Raw genomic sequence first — 20,262 nt, 5'->3', positions numbered from 1 at the left:
AAAAGGCCCTCACCGGGCCTTTTCACTGAAAAGCACAAATGGAATATTGTCGTCGATGATCTGCGCGCAAACAAAAACACGCCCTCAACTGGTCTATCTGGTTTTCGGTGCCGAGACTTACCATCAGGAAGCTGTTTTCAGCATCGCCAGTGCTCTGGCGTGGTTGCGCGAGACACCGGATGCCCCGATCGATATCCAGGTCTTCAGCGACAATCCGCAACCCTATGCACATCTCCCCGTACGCGTTCGCCCGCTGGACGCCGAAACGCGCCAGAAATGGAGCGAGCCCCACGGTTATCATTTCCGCATCAAACATGTCGCTTTGCGCTCGGTACTTGAAGAGCATGAAACGGCGCTGTTGATCGACACCGACACGTTCTTCCACTGCTCGCCGCTCAAACTGTTCGAGCGGGTGCAGCCCGGCACCCTGCTGTGCAATGACTACTACGCCCGCTATGGCGACAACAAGATGAGCCTGCTCTACCGCACGCTGTCGGCCACACTGCTGGACAAAGGTCTGACTGACGATCACATGCGCCTGCTCAACTCCGGCGTCATCGGCTTGCACCGCCAGGACGCTCACGTGCTCGACCGCTCCATCGCTTTGATCGATGAGCTGTTCCCGTCGGCACAGGGCGCCTACACCCTCGAAGAGTTCTGCCTGTCAGTGGCTGCCTATCGCACGCTGGACGTCAACAAGTGCCCGGATCTGATTCACCATTACTGGAGCCGCAAGCACCTGTTCAGGGCCAAGGTTCAGGCCTGGGTCGCCAAACATGGCGACAACCCGACCGGCGAGGCTGCACTGGACGACACCCGACGTGTATCACCGCAACTGCCTCGACCACCGCGACTGCAGCGGATGTTCTACAAGCTCGTCACGTTGCTGCTGCCGGCACATCTGCGTCAGTTCATTCGCGAAATCCTTTACGGCTGCTATGAACATCCCAACGAGTTCGATCAGGCATGTGCAGCGGTCTGGTGGGACAAGGCGCTGGAAAACCAGCAGCAACGCATCGGCAAGCCGGTTTGCAGGCACTTGCTCAGGGACTGGTTCAGTCGCGGCCTGGTCAAGCGGATCCTTGGTTCGCGCCACGCGAAGGTCCACCAACACCTGCTGAAAACCGCAAGCAAATAAGGCCATCGCGGCCATTGCGCCCGGGGTCTGCGCGAAACATGCATGCCAGAGCTTCTCATCAGGCGTTTCGCGTACTAACCTCAGGCCATGCCCCTTATTGCCCAACTGCTGAGCGTTATTCTTCTGACTTGCCTGAGCGTCGCCGCTCGGGGGGAGAAGTTGCGTATTGTCACCGAGCCGTGGGCGCCTTACGTCTACGAACAGGGTGGTAAAAACCTCGGTCTTGACTACGAAACCACCGCCATCGTGTTCCAGCGCCTGGGCATTGAAGTGGAATGGCAGTTCCTGCCGTGGAAGCGCTGCCTGTCGATGCTCGAGACCGGTCAAGCCGACGGTGCGCTGGACATCTTTCACAGCGCCGAACGCGACGCCACTCTGCTCTACCCCAGCGAACCGCTGTCCGACGTCGAATTCGTGATGTTCTACGCCAACGAGCGGCCGCATCCATTCAACACCCTCGAACAACTCAAAGGCCTGACCATCGGCACCTCGCCGGGTTATCTGTACAGCCCTGACTTCAGCCAGTCGGACCTGTTTACCCGTGAGCCGGCGCCAACTCATGAAGCCAATTTCGGCAAACTGGTGCGCGGGCGGATTGACCTGCTGATTACCGATCGCCGCGTCGGTCAGCATTTGCTCGATGAGCTGAATATTCGCGATCTGATCACGGAAAACCCGACGGTTATCAGCCGCCAGAGCCAGTTTCTAGCAGTTCGGCGCAATGCCGGCATGGATTTGCTGGTGCAGCGTTTCGGTGCCGAGCTCAAGCGTTTCAAGCGCGAACCGGCCTACGCCGAGCTCAGCGCGCGCTACGGTGCCGCGCCTGTCGATAGCGCATCACTGCGCTCGGCCACGGCCAGCGGCGAAACCGTTGAGCAGCAGGAAAGCAGCGCGCAGTGATTGCTCTGTTATACTCCGGCGTTCCCGCCAGGCTCACGCCCGGACGCCCGGAACCGTAACAGGTCTCTCGACCCGCTACAGCGCAGCTTTCAGCCCGCGCGAGCGCTCCTGACGTGCCTTCGGAACCGCCGCTGGACCGGACGGGATTGCGTCCTCTTAAACGTGATTCGCGCCAGGCAAGACTCCCATTGGGCCAAGCCCTAACTAAAACAGGATTACTCATGTCCTTTGCTTCCCTCGGTCTCTCCGAGGCTTTAGTCCGTGCCATCGAAGATGCGGGCTATACCGAGCCTACTCCGGTGCAACAGCGGGCCATTCCCGCCGTGTTGCAAGGTCGCGACCTGATGGTGGCGGCTCAGACAGGTACCGGTAAAACCGGCGGCTTCGCCCTCCCGATTCTGGAGCGGTTGTTCCCCAACGGTCACCCGGACAAATCCCAGCGTCACGGCCCGCGCCAACCTCGCGTGCTGGTCCTGACCCCGACCCGCGAACTCGCGGCCCAGGTGCACGAGAGCTTCAAGATCTACGCCCGTGACCTGAAATTCGTCAGCGCCTGCATCTTCGGCGGCGTCGGCATGAACCCGCAGGTCCAGGCCATGTCCCGTGGCGTCGACGTTCTCGTCGCCTGCCCGGGTCGCTTGCTCGACCTCGCCGGCCAGGGCAGCGTCGATCTGTCCCACGTGGAAATTCTCGTTCTCGACGAAGCCGACCGCATGCTCGACATGGGTTTTGTCCACGACGTGAAGAAAGTCCTCGCGCGTCTGCCGGCCAAGCGTCAGAACCTGCTGTTCTCGGCGACCTTCTCCAAAGACATCACCGACCTCGCCGGCAAGCTGCTGCACAACCCGGAACGCATCGAAGTGACGCCGCCGAACACCACGGTCGAGCGCATCGAACAACGCGTGTTCCGCCTGCCGGCCAGCCACAAGCGTGCGCTGCTGGCGCACCTGATCACCGCCGGCGCGTGGGAACAGGTACTGGTTTTTACCCGCACCAAGCACGGCGCCAACCGTCTCGCTGAATACCTGGACAAACACGGCCTGCCGGCTGTGGCAATCCACGGTAACAAGAGCCAGAACGCGCGCACCAAAGCCCTGGCCGACTTCAAGGCCGGCGAAGTACGCATTCTGGTTGCCACCGACATCGCTGCCCGTGGCCTGGACATCGATCAGTTGCCGCATGTGGTCAACTTCGAGCTGCCGAACGTCGATGAAGACTATGTGCACCGTATCGGCCGTACCGGCCGCGCCGGTCGTTCAGGCGAGGCGATCTCGCTGGTCGCGCCGGACGAAGAAAAACTGCTGAAAAGCATCGAGCGCATGACCAAGCAGAAGATTGCCGACGGCGATCTGATGGGCTTCGACTCCAGCACCATCGAAGCCGAGAAGCCGGAAGCCCGCGAGCGTCCGGACATCCGCAACCCGCGCAATTCCCGTGGCCCGCGTGGCGACGGCCCGAATGGCGGCGGCGGTGGTGGTGGTCGCAAGGACAAAGGCAAAGACAAGGGCAAGGAAAAACCGGCCGGTGAACGTGGCGAGCGCCCTGCCCGTCAGCAGAAACCGCGCGAAGGCACCCCGAGCCGCGAACAGCGCCCGAGCCAGCCACCGCGTGCAGCGGCTGACCGTGCCCCGGACGAATTCCTTGACGACGATATCGATAACTTCGGTAACCGCGTCGACTACGTGCCGAAAGCCGCTCCTGCCGGCGGCCGTGGCCGTCGTCCGGGTGCACCGGCGCAAGGCGCGGGCGCACCACGCGGTGGCCAGCCTCAGGGTCGTCAGAACGGTCCACGCAACAGCAACGGCTCGAGCACCGGCACGCCACCGGCCAAACGCAGCGGCCCGCGCAATGGCGCACCGCGTGACGGTCAGGGTCGTCGTGACGAATCCGCGCCGCGCAACCGCCGCCCGGCCCGTGACGATCAACCTCGCAGCGAACCGGCCGTGCAGAACCCGCGCAGCAACGGGCCGAAGATCATGCACAAGGAATCGAAAGCCGACCGCTTCCCGACGCCTGAGCAGCTCGATCAACTGCCAAGCCGCCCGCGTGGCGAGAAACCAGCACTGCTGACCCGCAATCGCTGAGTTTCAACCCGCCATGAAAAATGCCCCGACTCGAAAGAGCCGGGGCATTTTTTTACCTCGATTATCTCTGCCACACCGCAATACCCCTGTGGGAGCGAGCCTGCTCGCGAAGGCGGCGGGTCAGCTGAATCTTTGCCGATTGACACACCGCTTTCACGAGCAGGCTCGCTCCCACAAGGAATAGCGTGTTATGGCAAAAAAAAACGCCCCCGGCCTTTCGACCGGGGGCGTTTTCATGTGGCGGCGAAATTTATTTCGCTTTCACACCTTCGAACGAAACATACAGCTCGACCGCATCGGACTTCGGACCGAGGTCTTTCTGCTTGCCGAAATCGGAGCGCTTGATGGTGGTGGTGCCTTCGAAGCCGGCACGGTAGCCGCCCCATGGATCCTTGCCTTCGCCCAGGAAGGTGGCCTTGACGACAACCGGCTTGGTTACGCCCAGCAGGGTCAGGTCGCCGGTCACGTCAGCGGTGTTGGCACCGGTGGACTTGACGCTGGTGGATACGAAAGTAGCCTTGCCGAACTTGCTGGCGTTGAGGAAATCAGCGCTGGCGATGTGCTTGTCGCGCTCGGCGTGGTTGGTGAACACGCTGGCAGTGTTGACGTTGAACTCGATCTTGCTGTCTTCAGGCTTGGCAGCGTCGAAGCTGAACTTGCCGTCGATGTCCTTGAAGGTACCGGTGATGTAGCTGTAGCCCAGGTGGCTGATCTTGAAGTCGACGAAGGCGTGCTGGCCTTCCTTGTCTACTACATAGTCAGCAGCCATTACGTTGGCGGACAGCACGGCCGAACCGATTGCCAGAGCGGCCAGAGTCTTTTTCAACATGCTTTCTTTTCCTTTGAGTCGAGGTTGAATTTCAGGCTTTGCGACCGAGCATTCGAGTGAGGGTCGCATCACGATCGATAAAGTGGTGCTTCAATGCTGCCAACGCATGGAGACCGGAAAAAATTACCAGTGCCCACGCCAGCCACAGATGAATCACCCCAGCGGTATCTGCCTGATCCGGTAGTCCGGAGAGCAGAGCAGGGACTTCAAACAGGCCAAACACCGGGATCCCGACACCGTCTGCGGTGGAAATCAGGTAACCGGCAATCATCACAGCGAACAGCGCCAGATACAGAAACCCGTGGCCGAATTTAGCGCCGATACGGGTCATGCGGCTGTAGCTTTGCAGCGTTGGCGGCGGTGGGCTGATGAAGCGCCACAGCACCCGCAACACCATCACACCAAGCAGCACCAGACCGATGCTCTTGTGCAGATCCGGCGCGTCTTTGCGCCAGGTACTGTAGTAATCCAGCCCAACCATCCACAGACCCAGCGCAAACAGCCCGAAGACCGCCAGCGCCACGCCCCAGTGCATGAAGATGCTGACCCAACCATAGCGCGAAGAAGAGTTACGTAGCTGCATTGCCCAAATCCTGTGAGAACTGCGAACCAAGACTAGCGAGTTATCTATCGAATTAAAGCGGAAAATTTTGCTTTGAAATATCGATAAATACGATCAAGAGTCTGCGAGCGGGGTGTTAAGGAAGGATTAAAGGCGATTCCTGCGTAGAGCGCTTGTACAAATGACGGGGGCTGCATTGACCATCGTCATCTCTGCACACGCATACGGCGAAACTCGACCCTGATAACTATGTACCGCTGATGCGCAATTCAAACCTGCTCGAATGATGCTTCTTTTCATTATTCAAACAGGCACGAAAACATGGCTCTGCGATATACGCCCTTTCAAGCAAGTGGTTCGTCTGTACTGCCGCCCAATCAAACGATGTCTGCGGGCCAATTCCTGCAATCCGAGAACGGTCGATTTCGTCTGATGCTGCAAAGCGACGGGAACCTCGTGCTCAAGGACGGTGAGGCGATCATCTGGATCGCCGACGCCAATCAACCTTAAAGCGCAACTTTGCACCCGAAGAAGATGCGCGAGCCGCTGCAGTTTGTGATCAGCAACAGCGGCTTTCTTTATGACCCCTCCAGGCGACGATTATGGATCGCGGAAAGCACGCACAGCACCGACAAGTCGCTTTGGTACAACACATACATGACTGTGCAGGACGATGGAAACCTGGTGATTTACGACCAGCGCACGGGCAGTCTGCGCTGGGCGCGTTTCGGTTTCATTCCCGGGCGCCTGTGCAAACCCAAGCAAAAGTGGCTGAGGAAACTGCCGAACGGGACAGAATTCTTCAAGTGGGAGTTTTGACTGACCAGCCATTCATGGCCGATCAGTTATGGAGTACTGCCGGCGGTTGCAGGCATTCGGCACTGTAGGGGTCTATGTGGCACTTGTGCGCCAGTTCAGAACCATAGCCGCCGGGGAAAAATTGCCCGTTGCTACATCCGGAAAGTGCAATCAAAACCAGTATCGCGATAAGCGTTTTCATAGCATGCCTCCAATTTTTTCCAGCATAAAATTGGCGCGCTGGCAGCCGCTATCACCTCATTCCGAGCATCTTGTGGGAAGGCTCCGGTACGCCGGTAAGTCCCGTAACCGGATGACGAAGGACTGAAACGCAGGGCAAAAAAAAACGCGACCCGAGGGCCGCGTTTTCATGTGAACAAAGCCTTACTGCGCCTTGGTCTCGGTCGTTGCAGCAGGCTTGGCCGCTGGCTTCTTCGCCGGTTCAGCCTTCTTCGCCGCCGGTTTGGCCGCCGGCTTTTTCGTTTCGGTTTTTGCCGCCGGTTTCTTCGCCGCTGGCTTGGCCGCTGCTTTCTTCGCTGGCTCGGCTTTTACCGGGGCCGCTGGCTTCGGTGCTTCCACCGGCGCAGGTGCAGGTGCCGGGGTCGGTGCAGGCGCTGGAGCGGCCGGAGCAGGTGCTGGCTCTGGCGCTTTAACAGGCTCTGGCTTTTTCTCGTCATCCGAACCGCCGAACAGGTTGCTGAAGAAGTTGCCCTTCTTCGCCGCTACCGCACCCGCCGCGCCTGCCGCAGCTGCAGCCGGAACCACTTTGGCCGGTTCGAACGACTTGCCTGCCGCCAGATCTTCAACCTGGCTAGCCGCGCGCTGGCCGGTGCGCAGTGCGCCTTCCAAGGTGCCCGGGTACAAGGTGTCGGTGTGTTCGCCGGCGAACGCTACGCGTTGCAGCGGACGTTCCCACAGGCGCCAGAACTTGCTGATCTGCCCCGGGCCGTAAGCCAGGTAGGCGCCGCCCATCGACGGGTCGGTGCTGTAGCGACGGATTTCATAACCGGTGAACGAGCCACGGGCCTGTGGGTAAAACGCGTGCAGACGGATCAGCACCTGATCGACCATCTGCTTGTCGCCGAACGCCTGCATCACACGGGCGTTATCGCCGGACAGGTTGATCACCACGTTGGCGCCGCCCTTCAGTGCCGGTTCGATCCAGAGCATGCCCAGACCGGTATTGCTGTAGATCTCGCCGGACATGCGCGATTTGCTTTCCCACACTGGCGTCTTGAACTTCAGCATGATCTGGTCGCGCCAGCCGTAGTTGGTGCCTTTGATCGCCGCCAGGTGCTGAGCATCCAGCGCAGGGGTCAGGGCGATTTTGTTCAGCGCGCGCAGCGGTACCGCCAGCACAACGTAGTCGGCCTGATAGCCGACGCTGCCGACTTTGACGGTCACACCGTCCTTGTCCTGGATGATGGCCGAGACCGGCGAGCTGGTCTTGATGGTCTTGATCTGTTTGACGAAGGCCTGGGCCAGGACCTGGCTGCCGCCGACCAGACGCGAGGCGCGCAGGTCGCGGTCGGAAACGCCGCGATAGACGCGGTTCTGCTGAGCGAAATACAGCAGCGACAGACGCGAAGGTTCGTCGTAGTGGGTGCGAATGTCCTGGTTGATCAACTGACGCGCGGTGGCCGGCAGGTTCTGCTTGTCGAGCCAGCTCGATACGGTGATCTGGTCCAGTGCATGCAGGGTGGCGGTCGCCGCCGGGTTCTGCGGGTCGTCGATCGAGCGCGCCAGATCGTCGAGGGTTTTCTGGTAGCGCTTGAGCGCATCGGCGGTGGCTGGCTGTTTGGTGGCCAGATCAGCGGCGGAGAAATAATCGCCGTCGATCAGATAACCCGGCGTACGCACGAATTCCGGCGCCGGCGTGGTGCCGAGCTTGAAGGTCGAAACGTACTTGTTCAGCACCGGCTGAGTCTTGTCGTTGCCGATCCACTCGCTGGTGGCCATGCCCGAGCGCCCGCCCAGGCTCGGTTTGGCTTCCAGCAGGGTGACCTGCCAGCCTTTGTTCTGCAGTTCGTAAGCAGCGGTCAGACCCGAGAGGCCGCCGCCGATCACGATTGCGGTTTTATCCTTGGCCAGCGCCGTAACGCTGAACAGCCCCAACATCACCAGCGCACAGGCGCGCAGCCAACCGACAGACATTCAGCGAACTCCGGAAAAACATGTGGGAAAAAAGCAGTTTTGCGAGTCAGACGACTCAAAGAACCGCGAAGAATACGTTAGCCATCAAAACGCCGCCAGCGACGTCTATCGGCTCAGACAAAGTAGTTCAATCGACACAATGGGTTGTTCCCGCGCGATGCATTGCATAGGCTTGCGCGATTGTTCGCCCGCGCCTGACGCGAGCCGCCTCGAGGAGACTGTAAATGGGCCTGAATAACCAGTGGATGCAACGCGATCTCGCGGTGTTGTGGCATCCCTGCACCCAGATGAAAGACCACGAACAGCTGCCGCTGATCCCGATCAAGCGCGGCGAAGGCGTCTGGCTCGAAGACTTCGAAGGCAAGCGCTACCTCGACGCAGTCAGTTCCTGGTGGGTCAACGTGTTCGGCCACGCCAACCCGCGCATCAACCAGCGCATCAAGGATCAGGTCGATCAACTCGAACACGTGATCCTTGCCGGTTTCAGCCATCAGCCGGTGATCGAGCTGTCCGAGCGCTTGGTGAAGATGACCCCGCAAGGCCTGAACCGGGTGTTCTACGCCGATAACGGCTCGTCCTGCATCGAAGTCGCGCTGAAGATGAGCTTTCACTACTGGCTCAATCGCGGCCAGCCGAACAAGAAGCGCTTCGTCACCCTGACCAACAGCTACCACGGCGAGACCATGGCGGCGATGGCGGTCGGCGATGTGCCGCTGTTCACCGAGACCTACAAAGCGCTGCTGATGGACACCATCAAAGTGCCGAGCCCGGATTGCTACGGCCGGCCCGACGGCATGAGCTGGGAAGAACACTCACGCAATATGTTCGCGGCCATGGAACAGACGCTGGCAGAGAATCATGACAGCGTCGCGGCAGTGATCGTCGAGCCGTTGATTCAGGGCGCGGGCGGCATGCGCATGTATCACCCGGTCTACCTCAAGCTGTTGCGCGAGGCCTGCGACCGTTACGGCGTGCACCTGATCCACGACGAAATCGCCGTCGGCTTCGGCCGCACCGGAACGATGTTCGCCTGCGAACAGGCCGGCATCCGCCCGGACTTCCTCTGCCTGTCCAAAGCCCTCACCGGCGGCTACCTGCCGCTGGCCGCGTGCCTGACCACCGACGAGGTCTACAGCGCCTTCTACGACGACTACCCGACCCTGCGCGCCTTCCTCCATTCGCACAGCTACACCGGCAACCCGCTGGCCTGCGCTGCGGCATTGGCGACCCTGGACATCTTCGAGCAGGACAACGTCATAGAGAACAACCAGGCCCTCGCTCAACGCATGGCCTCGGCGACCGCGCATCTGGTGGATCATCCGAATGTGTCGGAAGTGCGCCAGACCGGCATGGTCCTGGCCATCGAGATGGTCAAGGATAAAGCCACCAAAGAGGCCTACCCTTGGCAGGAGCGTCGCGGTTTGAAGGTCTTCCAACATGCGCTTGAACGTGGCGCGTTGTTGCGGCCACTGGGCAGCGTGGTGTATTTCCTGCCGCCGTATGTGATCACCCCGGAGCAGATCGACTTTCTGGCCGAAGTGGCCAGTGAAGGTATTGATATTGCTACGCGTGACAGCGTCAGTGTTGCGGTGCCGAAAGACTTCCATCCGGGATTCCGCGACCCGGGCTGATTCGCCTTGCTTGAGATTTGCGGTGGCTGGACTGCCGCTTTCGCGAGCAGGCTCGCTCCCACAGGGGAATGCATTTCAAGTGTGGGAGCGAGCCTGCTCGCGAATGAAGTCGACACCGATCCAACTGATTCATATCTTTCCAGAGACCCGAAATGAGACTGTCCCGCTTCTTTATCGACGCCCCGCTGAGCACTGGCGAACACGAACTGCCGGAGGCTCAGGCGCATTACATCAGCCGCGTGCTGCGCATGGCCGAAGGCGATGCGGTGCAGTTGTTCGACGGTTCCGGCCATGAGTTTCGCGGATCGCTCGTCGAAGTCGGCAAGAAGCGCGTGGTCGTGCAGATCGACGAGCAGTTCGCCGGGCAAATCGAATCGCCGCTGCAGATCCACCTCGGCCAGGGCCTGTCCCGGGGCGAGCGCATGGACTGGGCGATTCAGAAAGCCACTGAACTGGGCGTGACGCAAATCACCCCGATCTTCAGCGAACGCTGCGAAGTGCGCCTCAAGGACGAACGCGCCGACAAGCGCTTGCTGCACTGGCGCCAGGTGGCGATCAGTGCCTGCGAACAGTGCGGGCGTTCACGGGTGCCGGTGATTCATCCGCCAGTGTTGCTGGCGGACTGGCTCAAGCAGACTGAAGCCGAATTGAAACTGGTGCTGCATCCGGTCGCAGAACCGCTGGTCAGCCATGCCAAACCGGCGACGCTGGCGTTTCTGATCGGACCGGAAGGTGGGTTGACGGATGGCGAAGTCGAGCAGGCCAAAGGCAATGGCTTCCACGCCGCCCGCCTCGGCCCGCGCGTGTTGCGCACCGAGACCGCGCCGGTGGTGGCGTTGGCGGTGGCCCAGCAACTGTGGGGTGACTTCTAAGGCCCCTTCGCGAGCAGGCTCGCTCCCACATTGGATCTAGGGTGTTCACAAAACCAGAGTTCACTGAAGATTTATTGTGGGAGCGAGCCTGCTCGCGAAAGCGGTGTTTCATTCAACGAAGGTGTTGGCTGACCTGACGCCTTCGCGAGCAGGCTCGCTCCCACAGGGATTGCATTTACAGGACGTAAAACAGAATCGCGACAAAGTGCAGCAGACTCCCGGCAATCACGAACAGATGCCAGATGCCATGGGCATGCCGCAGGCGGTGATCCAGGGCAAAGAAGATAATCCCCACCGTATACAAAACCCCGCCCGATGCCAGCCAGGCAAACCCCGCTGTGCCCAGTGCGGCAATCAGCGGTTTGACTGCGACCAGCACGATCCAGCCCATCACCGCGTAAATCACGATCGACAGAATCCGTGCCTCGGAGCGCGGTTTGATCTCTTGCAGGATGCCGATCAGCGCCAGCCCCCAGACAATCCCGAACAGCGTCCAGCCCCAAGGCCCGCGTAACGTCACCAGACAGAACGGCGTGTAGCTGCCGGCGATCAACAGGTAGATCGAGAAATGATCGACCTTCTTCATAATCGCTTTCTTGCGCCCGCGCACGCTGTGATACACGGTCGAGGCGCTGTAGAGCACCAGCAAAGTGAAGGCGTAGATCGCCACGCTGACAATCTTCCACGGACTGCCGTCGAGGCTGGCAATCACCAGCATCCACACGCCGCCGATAAACGCGGCGATGGCCCCGACCAGATGGGTCCAGGCGTTGAGTTTTTCCCCGTGATACATGTATTGCTCACCTCACATTCGTTACCGCAGCGCGCAAGGCTCGGGCCTTGAGCGTAAAAGCGCAATGTTTCTGTTCAACCTCGCCTGCGCGGCCCGCGGGAATTGGGCACAATCGGCCGATACCAAAAAGAGTCCGCGCCATGCTGATCGACGAAGAATTGACCCTGAAAAAACTCGAGGTGTTCCTCGCCTTCATGCGCACCGGCAACCTCGCCCGCGCCGCCGCCGAACTGCAGACCAGCAACGTCAGCGTGCACCGCGCCATTCACTCTTTGGAAAATGCTCTGCGCTGCCCGCTGTTCAAACACGAAGGGCGCAACCTGACGCCGCTGGAAAGCGCTTATGTGCTGGAGGAACGTGCGCAGAAGCTGATCAACGACGTCGTCGACAGCGTGCGCCTGACCCGCGAAGCCGCCGGGTTCTCCGCCGAGCGCTTCAAGCTCGGCTCGCTGTATTCACTGACGGTGAAGACCGTGCCGCAGCTGATCATGGGCCTGAAGATCCGCCGCAGCGAACTCAACATCGACCTGATCCTCGGCTCGAACATCGACCTGCTCTACAAGCTGAAAAACATGGAAGTCGACGCGATTCTGGTGTCGCTGGACGACAGCATCAACGACCCCGATTGCGAACAGATTGCGCTGTTCTCCGACGACATCTTCCTCGCCACCCCGGCGGATTCAAAATTCGCTCAGCGCAGTGAAGTCGATCTGGCGGAAGTGCGCGATGAAACCTTCATCACCCTGACCCAGGGCTTCGCCACGCATCAGGACGGTGTGCGGGTATTCAAGCAAGCGGGGTTCGAGCCGAAGGTGGCGATGCAGGTCAATGACATCTTCACCCTGCTGAGCATGGTCAGCTCGGGGGTGGGTTATGCGTTGCTGCCGGGGCGGATTGCGGCGGTGTACGAGAACCGGGTGAAGCTCATCCCGTTGCAGGAGAAGTACCGCTTGCAGCAGCACATTGGCGTGGTGTTTCTGAAGGCCAAGGAGCGTGATCCGAATTTGCTGGCGTTGCTGGCGGAGTGTCGGATGTATGCCAATCGCCAGGCTTGATACCGAGTCGCCCCCTTCGCGAGCAGGCTCGCTCCCACAGGAAAATGCATTCCAACTGTGGGAGCGAGCCTGCTCGCGAAAGCGTCAGCCCATCAACCCGCGCATCGCCAGAAACAATAGCGAAGGCCCGAGCAGACACCCGAGCGCGGTGTAGAACGCCGCCGTCAGGCAACCATATGGCACCAGCTTCGGATCGGTGGCCGCCAGGCCTCCGGCAACGCCGCTGGAGGTGCCCATCAGCCCGCCGAAAATCACCGCGCTGCGCGGGTTGTTCAGGCCGATCATCGGTGCCACGAACGGTGTCATCACCATCACCAGAATCGCCTTGATCAGCCCCGCCGCAATCGACAGCGCCATCACCTCGGAACTGGCGCCGATCGCCGCGCCGGTCACCGGGCCGACAATGTAGGTCACGGCACCCGCGCCAATGGTAGTCAGGCTTACCGCATCGGTGTAGCCGAACGCCATCGCCACGCCGACCCCGGCGACGAACGAGGTGCCAACGCCGACAAACAGCGCCAGCACACCGACGAATCCGGCGCGTTTGAGCTCATCGACACTCACGCCAAACGCCGTCGCCACAATCGCGAAATCCCGCAGCATCGCACCGCCGAGCAGGCCGATGCCGGACAGCAGGGGAATATCCACCACGCCTTTTTGCCCACCGGTCAGTGCGCCGCCGATATACGACAGCACCAGCCCGAGCAGAATGGCGATCGCCGAACCGTGCAGACGGCCCTTGGTGAAAGTGTTGGACATCCAGTAGGACACCCACATGGTCAGGCCGACAATCAAAAAGCCGCTGATCAAACCGTAGCCGGTGATCACTTTCATCATTGATTCGTACATGGCGATTACCCCGCAGTCTTGGCAGGAGCAATCGGCGTCTCTTGCTTGTTGCCCATGCGCGTCAGCACCGGCACCAAGGCAAAAGCGATCACTACGGCGAGGGTGCCGGCAAGAATCGCCATCGGGCCGCCCTTCAGCGCACCGTAGACATTCTGCTGTGCGGCCATGGCGACCACGATGGGAATGTAGATCGCACTCCAGAACTCCACGCCCTGCTCGGTCTTGCCCTTGAGCCAGCCGCTCTTGTAGAGATAGCTGCCCAGGCCGATCAACAGCAGCATCGCAATACCGACACCGCCGACGTTGGCCGGCACGCCGATCAGCTTGCCGAGCAGTTCACCGACCCAGATACCGACCAGCGTGCAAAAGGCGAGAAATGCCACACCGTAAATAATCATTGTTGTAGTCCTCAAAGTGCATCGTCGAATGTTGTTTTTGTTGTTCGAAGCTTGAGTCGCGGCGGTTTTAGAGTTGGCGGCCACCCTCCTCGCGCAACAGCGCTTGCAGGGTGTCTAGGCGGGCACTGTCGAAGGCAGTGACGGTGCCTTGCTCGAACACCCGGCGCGCCAGCCCGGTCAGCACCGCACCGGGCGGCAGTTCGATCTGTAGACGTACGCCGCGCTCGTAGGCGCTTTGCACGGTGCCGCGCCAGTCCACCACGCGGCACATGTTGAAAGCGAGGTCGTCACGCAGCGCTTCGACTTTGCTCACAGGGCGGGCGCGGCTGCCGCTGAGATAGCCGATCCGTGGCGTTTTAAGTTCGACCCTGGCGAAGGCTTCGGCAAGCGCCTGCGCCGGTTTTTCCAGCAATGGGCAATGCGACGGCACGCTCACCGCCAGCCGCTTCGCCACTCCGGCGCCGCGACTGCGCGCCAGTTCGGCCACCGCGTGCATGGCCTTGTCGCTGCCGGCAATCACCACTTGGTTATCGGCGTTGATGTTGGCCAGATACACCGGCGCATCTTCGCTGTGCACTTGCGCCAGCAGCGTTTCGACGGTGGATAACTGCAAGCCGATGATCGCGGTCATGCCGTAGCCCTGTGGATAGGCTTGTTGCATCAGCTCACCGCGCAGGCTGACCAGATGCAGCGCATCGCTGAAGCTCAATGCCCCCGCCACCACTGCCGCCGGGTAGGCGCCGATGGACAGGCCGGCGACGTAATCCGCAGTCAGTTCATCCTGCAATAACTGCCGCGAAGCAGCGACACCGGCGATCAGCAGGCACAACTGAACCGCTCGTGTCGTGCGCAATGCCTCGGCACAATCCAGCAGCAAGACATCCTCGCCGAGCACATCACTGGCCTCGACCAGCGTTTCCCTTGGCAAACGCTGGAGCATGCCCGCTTGCTGCGCGCCTTGGCCGGGAAACACCAACAGGCTGCTCACGCTGCCTGCTCCTGCGGGTTCCACGGATCCGTCACCAGACAGGCCTGATAAGCATTTTTCAGCAGCACTCGGGACGAACCGCTGGCCCATTCCCGCAACGCCACAGCGCCGAACGGCGTCTGCAATTGCATGTCGACCCGGCACGCAGTTTGATCAAAAAGCGCGACCAGTTCGCGCGCCTGATCACGGCCGATCATCTGCGGCGCACGCAGAATCAGATCGAGATCACTGGCCGCATGCATTGCTCTGAAACCACTGGCCAATTCAAACCCGACACTGCCGCTGACACCCCAGACCCAACAGCAGTCATCGAGCATCGGCCGCAGCTGTTTGAGCGCCTGCATCACCGGCAGATCTCGCTCACACTCAACATGACAAAGGGCTTCGGGACTGACCCGACAGGCAATCGAATCCAGCGCCATAACCGCCGCCAGCCGCTGCTCGCGCAACACACCGCGCACACCGACCGCGACCTGACCTTCCTCGCTCAAGGCCCGGCGCACCACCACCGGTTGCCCGGCCGCCAGCGCCGCGACCGCCCACTGCGGCGCATCCGCCGGCAACTGCGCCGGGGTCATGCCCCAGAGCAGATCGTGGGCCAGGGGCAGGTTCACCACTGCGCCCTCAGCAACTCGCGGACTTTGCTGGAGGCGGCACGATTGCTCGCACCAAGTCGCCCTTTCAAATCTGTGCTGGTCACATCGTTGATCGCTTGCTTGAGGCACTCAGTCACGCGCGTCAGATCTTCCGCCGTCGGTTGTTCGATCTGCTGCACCGAGAGGGTTTCCCAGAGCAGGCCGAGGCTGGCGTAGCTGTCGATGTCGTAGGCCATCGGCGGCACGCTCGAGGCCAGCGCTTCCAGTTCCTCGACACTGCGCAAGGTCACCCGCGCCGCCGAGGCTTTGCCCATCGCGTGGACCATCACGCCGGGGTCGCGCAGCGCGATCAGGCGATTGGCCTGATAACCATGGGCGAGAAACGCACCCGACATGGCCTTGCCCACCAGCAGCGCAATCACCGGATGGCCGGCCAAGCGTGCACGGGCATAACTGTCCGCCGCGCCGGCGAGCGCCTGATGAATGCCGAGGGCTTCTTCGCGGCGGCCATACGCCTGGCTCGGTACATCGACGATGGCGATGATCGGGCGCATCTTCGCGTTGTCGCGATCGGCGCTGATCGCGTCATCCACAGCCTTGGCCAACCCCCAGCCTTCGAGCAGACCGACTTCGCCATTGCGGGCGCGGGGGAAACGATTGTCCGGGTCGGCGACCACGGCGATAAAACGCCCGAGCTCAGCGTCGGCCACTTTCAATGACGGCGGCAACCCTTCGACGCTTTCAGCGCCGGTGCTCAAGGCGTTGAACCAGTGCAAACCGCGCAATGAATAACCGCTCATGAGCGCACTCCTTGATACAGATCGCGAACCAGCGACGGTTCGATTTGCTGGTCAGTGTTCAGCTTGCCGAGGCGTTGCAGGAACCACTCGGCGCGTTGACTGCGTGCCTGTGCCGGCAAGCCTTGCTGGAGCAATTCACCGACCTGCTGGCGAATCTGCGCCACATCATCGCCGACATAACGGTCCACTAGTCCCGTGTTGAAACGCTGTTCGCCGCCGGTCAGGCTCCAGATGAAGGGCCGGTCGCGGGAGTCGTATTCCTCGATCCCGGCTTCCTGCTCGATCACCTGCGGGCCGTTCAGGCCGAGACGTGCTTCCTGGGTCACCAGCAAATAACTGCACAGCGCCGCAGCAATCGACATGCCGCCGAAGCAACCGACGCTGCCGGCGACCACGCCGACCACCGGTTGGTATTGCTGCAGATCGACAATCGCCGCGTGAATATCGGCAATCGCCGCCAGCCCTAGATTGGCTTCCTGCAAGCGCACGCCACCGGTTTCCAGCAGCAATACCGCGCGGGTGGGGATGCCGTTGCGGTTGTCTTCGGCAGCCAGTTCCAGCGCACCGGCAATCTTCGCCCCGCCGACTTCGCCAAGGCTGCCGCCCTGAAACGCACCTTCAATCGCTGCGATGACCACCGGCAAACCGTCGAGGCTGCCCTTGGCGATGATCACGCCGTCGTCGGCTTGCGGCACCACACCTTGGCGCTCAAGCCATGGCGACATGACCCGTTGAAACGGATCAAGCAGTTCGCGAAAGGTCCCGGCGTCGAGCAAGGCTTTCGCCCGCTGCCGTGCGCCAAGTTCAACGAAACTGTGTTTGTTCAGCAACGCTGCGCTGTCAGTCATGGCCGATCTCCTCGAAACCCTGTTCCAGACGCAAGCGCACCACCCCCGGCGTCGCGCCGAAATCGTGGATATCGATGGCCATCGCCGGTGGCGTGGTGCCGTCGAACATCCGCGCAAACAGGTGCTGCCAGCGCTGCTGCGCGCCGTTGACCGAGGTCTGCACGTTGATCGTCAGCTTGCCGGCCAGACCCGGTTCGATCAGCACTTCCAGATCACCCGAGCCGACACAACCGACCAGCGCCCGCCCGCGTGGCGGCTGCCCGGCGGGGAATTCAAACGATAGGCTTTCCATCAAAACGCTCCCTGAACAATGCCGTCGCGCTCGATGCGATCGAGCAGCAGCGTGGCCGCGAGCAAGTCAGCGGCGCCACCGGGCGAGGCATTCAATGCGATGAGTTGTTGATCCAGTTCGTGCAGGCGCCGGCGACCGCTGAGGCTGGCGCTGCCGCCGGCATCAAGTACCGCTTGCGCGCCGGCCTGCATGGCGTGCAGGCCCGGTTCGCCGGCGCGGTAAAGCACGCAGGTGTCGGCCAGCTCGGTCATGATCGCCAGCAACGCATCGAGCCGGGCGTTCTGTTCGCCGTGGCCGTTGGCGCGACTTTTGTGCAGTTGCGGCAGGCCGCGTTGCAGCACGGACGGGAAGCCCAGTTGCGCTTCTTCGCGAGCACCGCGTGCGCCGTAACGCTGGGCGACCTGTGCGCCGTGGCTGAGCGGTGTCGGTGCGTAGCGATCGTCGAGCAGTGCCAGGCGTGCGGCGCACAGGGCGATGGATTTCGGTTGCAGCGCGGCGGCTGTCACCAACAGTCCCAATGCCCAGATCGCACCGCGATGGGTGTTGACGCCGTTGGTGGTCACGAGCATCGCTTGTTCGCCCTCGCGGCCGATGCGGCCGATCGCTTCGCGCAACGGCACACCGACTTCACCGGTCTCCAGCGCGGCCTCGGCCATTTCCTTGAATGCCGGCCACAATGCCAGCGCCGACGCGTGCATCAGGCCCAGGTGAAGATCGGTGTGCGCGCCGTTGCCGCGACGATCGACCAGCGCCGGTTTCGGCGACAGATCGGCTTCGTCGATCAGTGCGTCCACCGCCAGATCGGCCAAGCGGTCAGCCAGAGAAAGCGGTTTCGCTTGCAGGTTGAATGCGTGCATTACCAGCTCCTGAATTTGGCGGGCGGGTTGTACAGGCCGCCGGACCACTCGACCAGATCGGCGACGCTTTTCGCCGCGAGCAATTCGCGGGTGGCGTCGGTGCGGCGGATGCCGAGGTCTTCGGGCAAGGCGATCAGGCCTTCGCGGCGCATGCGTTCGGTGTCTTTCGGGTTGTGCCGCAGGCCGATGGCGGTAACCCCGGCGACCGCTGCGATCATCGCCTGGCGTTCTTCCAGCGAGCGCGCCTTGTACAGGTAGGCGATGCCTTCTTCGGTGAGCAGGTGGGTAACGTCGTCGCCGTAGATCATGATCGGCGCCAGCGGCATGCCGCTTTTCTTCGCCACCTCCACGGCGTCGAGGGTTTCGACGAAGGTCGGTTTGCCGCCCTCCTGGAAGGTCTCGACCATTTGCACCACGAGTTTCTTGCCACGTTCGAGCATCGGTTGCGGCCCATCGGCGTGGCGCATGTCCAGCCACGCCGGAGTGCCGTGACGCCGGCCGCGCGGATCATGACCCATGTTCGGCGCACCACCGAAACCGGCGAGACGGCCTCGGGTCACCGTCGAGGAATGGCCGTCGCCATCGACCTGCAATGTCGCGCCAATAAACAGATCCACCGCGTATTGCCCGGCGAGTTGGCAGACCATGCGGTTGGAGCGCAGCGAGCCGTCGCGGCCAGTGAAGAACACATCGGGCCGAGCGGCGATGTAGTTTTCCATGCCCAGTTCGGTACCGAAGCAATGCACGCTCTCGACCCAGCCGCTTTCAATCGCCGGGATCAGCGTCGGGTGCGGATTGAGCGTCCAGTTGCGGCAGATTTTGCCTTTCAGGCCGAGGGATTCGCCGTAGGTCGGCAGGATCAGTTCGATGGCGGCGGTGTTGAAACCAATGCCGTGGTTGAGCGACTGCACGTTGTGTTTTTCGTAGATCCCGCGAATCGCCATCATCGCCATCAGCACGTGCACAGGCTTGATGTGCCGTGGGTCGCGGGTGAACAGCGGTTCGATGTAGAACGGCTTGTCGGCGACCACGACGAAATCGACCCATGAAGCGGGAATGTCTACGCGAGGCAGCTCGCTGACGTCATCGACCAATTGGTTGACCTGGACGATAACGATACCGTCGCTGAACGCCGCCGGTTCGATCAGTGCGGGGGTGTCTTCGGTGCTCGGGCCGGTGTAGATGTTGCCAGCGCGGTCGGCCATGAAGCCGGCCGAGAGCACAACGTTGGGGATCAGGTCCACGACGAGGCGGGCGTAGAGTTCGATGTACGTGTGAATGGCGCCGACTTCGAGCAAGCCATCTTCGAGCAACTGGCTGATGCGCAGGCTCTGGGTGCCGGCGAAGGAGAAATCGAGCTTGCGGGCAATGCCACGTTCGAACAGATCAAGATGTTCGGAGCGGCCGACGCTGGGCATGATCATGTGCAGATCGTGGAGCTTGGCCGGGTCGGCCTTGGCCAGCGAGCGCGAAAGGAAATCCGCCTGCTTCTGGTTGTTGCCCTCCAGCACCACACGGTCGCCGGGATGGATCAGCGCTTCGAGCGCGGCGACGATTTTGTCGCTGGGCAGCACCGCGCCATCGGCGAGCCCGCGCACCTTGTCGAGCCGGCGCTGCTTTTCGTCACGCCGCCGCGTCCAGCGCGAGTCGGGGGAAATTGTTGTTGTCATGCTCACTCCACGGGTTCGCTGTCGTGGAGCCAAGTTAGGCGTGTGTGGTGAGGGCATCAATCAAGCTGGGTGGTGAATCATTACGCTGAGCGTAACGTTCAAAAGCTACCCTCACCCTAGCCCTCTCCCGGAGGGAGAGGGAACCGAT

The 20,262-nt window shown here is 61.4% G+C and carries 21 protein-coding genes; 8 read left to right on the top strand and 13 right to left on the bottom strand.

Annotated features, from left to right (window positions below; genetic code table 11):
* Positions 1–55 precede the first annotated feature (55 nt).
* The 3 genes from J2Y39_RS17485 to J2Y39_RS17475 all read left to right on the top strand — a co-directional run bounded on the left by J2Y39_RS17485 (position 56) and on the right by J2Y39_RS17475 (position 4,122).
* Positions 56–1,138, top strand: a complete 1,083-nt coding sequence (locus J2Y39_RS17485) for a hypothetical protein (protein ID WP_056786451.1) — start codon at positions 56–58, stop codon at positions 1,136–1,138.
* A gap of 87 nt (positions 1,139–1,225) precedes the next feature.
* Entirely contained in the window at positions 1,226–2,038 is an 813-nt protein-coding gene (locus J2Y39_RS17480) for an ABC transporter substrate-binding protein (RefSeq protein ID WP_252868412.1), read from the top strand.
* 221 nt (positions 2,039–2,259) lie between these two features.
* Positions 2,260–4,122 carry a DEAD/DEAH box helicase gene (locus tag J2Y39_RS17475; protein WP_016772767.1) on the top strand — a complete coding sequence of 621 codons (1,863 nt, stop codon included), beginning with the start codon at positions 2,260–2,262 and terminating at the stop codon, positions 4,120–4,122.
* Between the two features lie 250 nt (positions 4,123–4,372).
* On the opposite strand, the gene J2Y39_RS17470 is transcribed toward J2Y39_RS17475, so the two are convergent.
* Together J2Y39_RS17470 and J2Y39_RS17465 are read right to left on the bottom strand one after the other, a co-directional pair.
* Positions 4,373–4,951 carry a YceI family protein gene (locus J2Y39_RS17470; RefSeq protein WP_039757580.1) on the bottom strand — a complete coding sequence of 193 codons (579 nt, stop codon included), beginning with the start codon at positions 4,949–4,951 and terminating at the stop codon, positions 4,373–4,375.
* A gap of 31 nt (positions 4,952–4,982) precedes the next feature.
* Positions 4,983–5,534, bottom strand: a complete 552-nt coding sequence (locus tag J2Y39_RS17465; protein WP_041476792.1) for a cytochrome b — start codon at positions 5,532–5,534, stop codon at positions 4,983–4,985.
* 300 nt (positions 5,535–5,834) lie between these two features.
* On the opposite strand from J2Y39_RS17465, the gene J2Y39_RS17460 reads away from it, so the two are divergent.
* Positions 5,835–6,023 (top strand): hypothetical protein, encoded by a 189-nt coding sequence (locus J2Y39_RS17460; RefSeq protein ID WP_236708172.1) that lies wholly within the window; start codon positions 5,835–5,837, stop codon positions 6,021–6,023.
* Between the two features lie 24 nt (positions 6,024–6,047).
* The gene (locus tag J2Y39_RS17455) at positions 6,048–6,332 is read left to right on the top strand and encodes a hypothetical protein (RefSeq protein ID WP_310218917.1); all 285 of its coding nucleotides are present in this window, start codon (positions 6,048–6,050) and stop codon (positions 6,330–6,332) included.
* Positions 6,333–6,695: 363 nt separating this feature from the next.
* Here the strand turns inward: J2Y39_RS17455 and J2Y39_RS17450 are convergent, their stop codons facing one another.
* Entirely contained in the window at positions 6,696–8,465 is a 1,770-nt protein-coding gene (locus J2Y39_RS17450) for a flavin monoamine oxidase family protein (protein WP_236167701.1), read from the bottom strand.
* A 224-nt stretch (positions 8,466–8,689) separates the two neighbouring features.
* On the opposite strand from J2Y39_RS17450, the gene J2Y39_RS17445 reads away from it, so the two are divergent.
* Entirely contained in the window at positions 8,690–10,096 is a 1,407-nt protein-coding gene (locus J2Y39_RS17445) for an adenosylmethionine--8-amino-7-oxononanoate transaminase (protein ID WP_056786442.1), read from the top strand.
* 152 nt (positions 10,097–10,248) lie between these two features.
* Positions 10,249–10,968, top strand: a complete 720-nt coding sequence (locus J2Y39_RS17440) for a 16S rRNA (uracil(1498)-N(3))-methyltransferase (RefSeq protein WP_056786439.1) — start codon at positions 10,249–10,251, stop codon at positions 10,966–10,968.
* 175 nt (positions 10,969–11,143) lie between these two features.
* Here J2Y39_RS17440 and trhA read toward each other — a convergent pair whose 3' ends face one another.
* The gene (trhA, locus tag J2Y39_RS17430; RefSeq protein ID WP_039757573.1) at positions 11,144–11,761 is read right to left on the bottom strand and encodes a PAQR family membrane homeostasis protein TrhA; all 618 of its coding nucleotides are present in this window, start codon (positions 11,759–11,761) and stop codon (positions 11,144–11,146) included.
* 140 nt (positions 11,762–11,901) lie between these two features.
* Here trhA and J2Y39_RS17425 point away from each other — a divergent pair, with 140 nt between their 5' ends.
* Entirely contained in the window at positions 11,902–12,816 is a 915-nt protein-coding gene (locus tag J2Y39_RS17425; protein WP_122506124.1) for a LysR substrate-binding domain-containing protein, read from the top strand.
* A gap of 84 nt (positions 12,817–12,900) precedes the next feature.
* On the opposite strand, the gene madM is transcribed toward J2Y39_RS17425, so the two are convergent.
* The 9 genes from madM to mdcA all read right to left on the bottom strand — a co-directional run bounded on the left by madM (position 12,901) and on the right by mdcA (position 20,114).
* The gene (madM, locus tag J2Y39_RS17420; RefSeq protein ID WP_041476796.1) at positions 12,901–13,665 is read right to left on the bottom strand and encodes a malonate transporter subunit MadM; all 765 of its coding nucleotides are present in this window, start codon (positions 13,663–13,665) and stop codon (positions 12,901–12,903) included.
* A 5-nt stretch (positions 13,666–13,670) separates the two neighbouring features.
* Positions 13,671–14,063, bottom strand: coding sequence for a malonate transporter subunit MadL (madL, locus tag J2Y39_RS17415; RefSeq protein WP_016772756.1), 393 nt, complete (start codon positions 14,061–14,063; stop codon positions 13,671–13,673).
* A 67-nt stretch (positions 14,064–14,130) separates the two neighbouring features.
* The gene (gene mdcH, locus J2Y39_RS17410) at positions 14,131–15,051 is read right to left on the bottom strand and encodes a malonate decarboxylase subunit epsilon (RefSeq protein ID WP_056786434.1); all 921 of its coding nucleotides are present in this window, start codon (positions 15,049–15,051) and stop codon (positions 14,131–14,133) included.
* Entirely contained in the window at positions 15,048–15,668 is a 621-nt protein-coding gene (locus J2Y39_RS17405; protein ID WP_150636904.1) for a malonate decarboxylase holo-ACP synthase, read from the bottom strand. Before J2Y39_RS17405 ends, mdcH begins: the two co-directional genes overlap by 4 nt.
* Positions 15,662–16,447, bottom strand: coding sequence for a biotin-independent malonate decarboxylase subunit gamma (gene mdcE, locus J2Y39_RS17400; RefSeq protein WP_150636906.1), 786 nt, complete (start codon positions 16,445–16,447; stop codon positions 15,662–15,664). Before mdcE ends, J2Y39_RS17405 begins: the two co-directional genes overlap by 7 nt.
* Positions 16,444–17,295 carry a biotin-independent malonate decarboxylase subunit beta gene (locus J2Y39_RS17395; protein ID WP_150636908.1) on the bottom strand — a complete coding sequence of 284 codons (852 nt, stop codon included), beginning with the start codon at positions 17,293–17,295 and terminating at the stop codon, positions 16,444–16,446. Before J2Y39_RS17395 ends, mdcE begins: the two co-directional genes overlap by 4 nt.
* Positions 17,288–17,587: a malonate decarboxylase subunit delta gene (locus J2Y39_RS17390; RefSeq protein ID WP_056786420.1), complete on the bottom strand. Its 300-nt coding sequence runs from the start codon at positions 17,585–17,587 to the stop codon at positions 17,288–17,290. Before J2Y39_RS17390 ends, J2Y39_RS17395 begins: the two co-directional genes overlap by 8 nt.
* Complete coding sequence (locus tag J2Y39_RS17385; protein ID WP_150636910.1) at positions 17,587–18,444, bottom strand: triphosphoribosyl-dephospho-CoA synthase; 858 nt, start codon at positions 18,442–18,444, stop codon at positions 17,587–17,589. The genes J2Y39_RS17390 and J2Y39_RS17385 overlap by 1 nt, the downstream gene beginning before the upstream one ends.
* Positions 18,444–20,114, bottom strand: a complete 1,671-nt coding sequence (gene mdcA / locus J2Y39_RS17380; protein ID WP_016772750.1) for a malonate decarboxylase subunit alpha — start codon at positions 20,112–20,114, stop codon at positions 18,444–18,446. The genes J2Y39_RS17385 and mdcA overlap by 1 nt, the downstream gene beginning before the upstream one ends.
* Positions 20,115–20,262: the final 148 nt, after the last annotated feature.

Origin of the sequence: Pseudomonas sp. 2957, assembly GCF_031456345.1 — a bacterium.
Taxonomy (GTDB): domain Bacteria; phylum Pseudomonadota; class Gammaproteobacteria; order Pseudomonadales; family Pseudomonadaceae; genus Aquipseudomonas; species Aquipseudomonas siliginis.
Note: the sequence above shows the minus strand (reverse complement) of the source record. Positions and strands in the feature narration are given on the sequence as shown.

Bases quoted from the DNA above. Each gene is read 5' to 3' on its own strand.
- J2Y39_RS17485 (WP_056786451.1), top strand. From the start codon at position 56: ATGATCTGCGCGCAAACAAAAACACGCCCTCAACTGGTCTATCTGGTT.
- J2Y39_RS17480 (WP_252868412.1), top strand. From the start codon at position 1,226: ATGCCCCTTATTGCCCAACTGCTGAGCGTTATTCTTCTGACTTGCCTG.
- J2Y39_RS17475 (WP_016772767.1), top strand. From the start codon at position 2,260: ATGTCCTTTGCTTCCCTCGGTCTCTCCGAGGCTTTAGTCCGTGCCATC.
- J2Y39_RS17470 (WP_039757580.1), bottom strand. From the start codon at position 4,951: ATGTTGAAAAAGACTCTGGCCGCTCTGGCAATCGGTTCGGCCGTGCTG.
- J2Y39_RS17465 (WP_041476792.1), bottom strand. From the start codon at position 5,534: ATGCAGCTACGTAACTCTTCTTCGCGCTATGGTTGGGTCAGCATCTTC.
- J2Y39_RS17460 (WP_236708172.1), top strand. From the start codon at position 5,835: ATGGCTCTGCGATATACGCCCTTTCAAGCAAGTGGTTCGTCTGTACTG.
- J2Y39_RS17455 (WP_310218917.1), top strand. From the start codon at position 6,048: ATGCGCGAGCCGCTGCAGTTTGTGATCAGCAACAGCGGCTTTCTTTAT.
- J2Y39_RS17450 (WP_236167701.1), bottom strand. From the start codon at position 8,465: ATGTCTGTCGGTTGGCTGCGCGCCTGTGCGCTGGTGATGTTGGGGCTG.
- J2Y39_RS17445 (WP_056786442.1), top strand. From the start codon at position 8,690: ATGGGCCTGAATAACCAGTGGATGCAACGCGATCTCGCGGTGTTGTGG.
- J2Y39_RS17440 (WP_056786439.1), top strand. From the start codon at position 10,249: ATGAGACTGTCCCGCTTCTTTATCGACGCCCCGCTGAGCACTGGCGAA.
- trhA (WP_039757573.1), bottom strand. From the start codon at position 11,761: ATGTATCACGGGGAAAAACTCAACGCCTGGACCCATCTGGTCGGGGCC.
- J2Y39_RS17425 (WP_122506124.1), top strand. From the start codon at position 11,902: ATGCTGATCGACGAAGAATTGACCCTGAAAAAACTCGAGGTGTTCCTC.
- madM (WP_041476796.1), bottom strand. From the start codon at position 13,665: ATGTACGAATCAATGATGAAAGTGATCACCGGCTACGGTTTGATCAGC.
- madL (WP_016772756.1), bottom strand. From the start codon at position 14,063: ATGATTATTTACGGTGTGGCATTTCTCGCCTTTTGCACGCTGGTCGGT.
- mdcE (WP_150636906.1), bottom strand. From the start codon at position 16,447: ATGAGCGGTTATTCATTGCGCGGTTTGCACTGGTTCAACGCCTTGAGC.
- J2Y39_RS17395 (WP_150636908.1), bottom strand. From the start codon at position 17,295: ATGACTGACAGCGCAGCGTTGCTGAACAAACACAGTTTCGTTGAACTT.
- J2Y39_RS17390 (WP_056786420.1), bottom strand. From the start codon at position 17,587: ATGGAAAGCCTATCGTTTGAATTCCCCGCCGGGCAGCCGCCACGCGGG.
- J2Y39_RS17385 (WP_150636910.1), bottom strand. From the start codon at position 18,444: ATGCACGCATTCAACCTGCAAGCGAAACCGCTTTCTCTGGCTGACCGC.
- mdcA (WP_016772750.1), bottom strand. From the start codon at position 20,114: ATGACAACAACAATTTCCCCCGACTCGCGCTGGACGCGGCGGCGTGAC.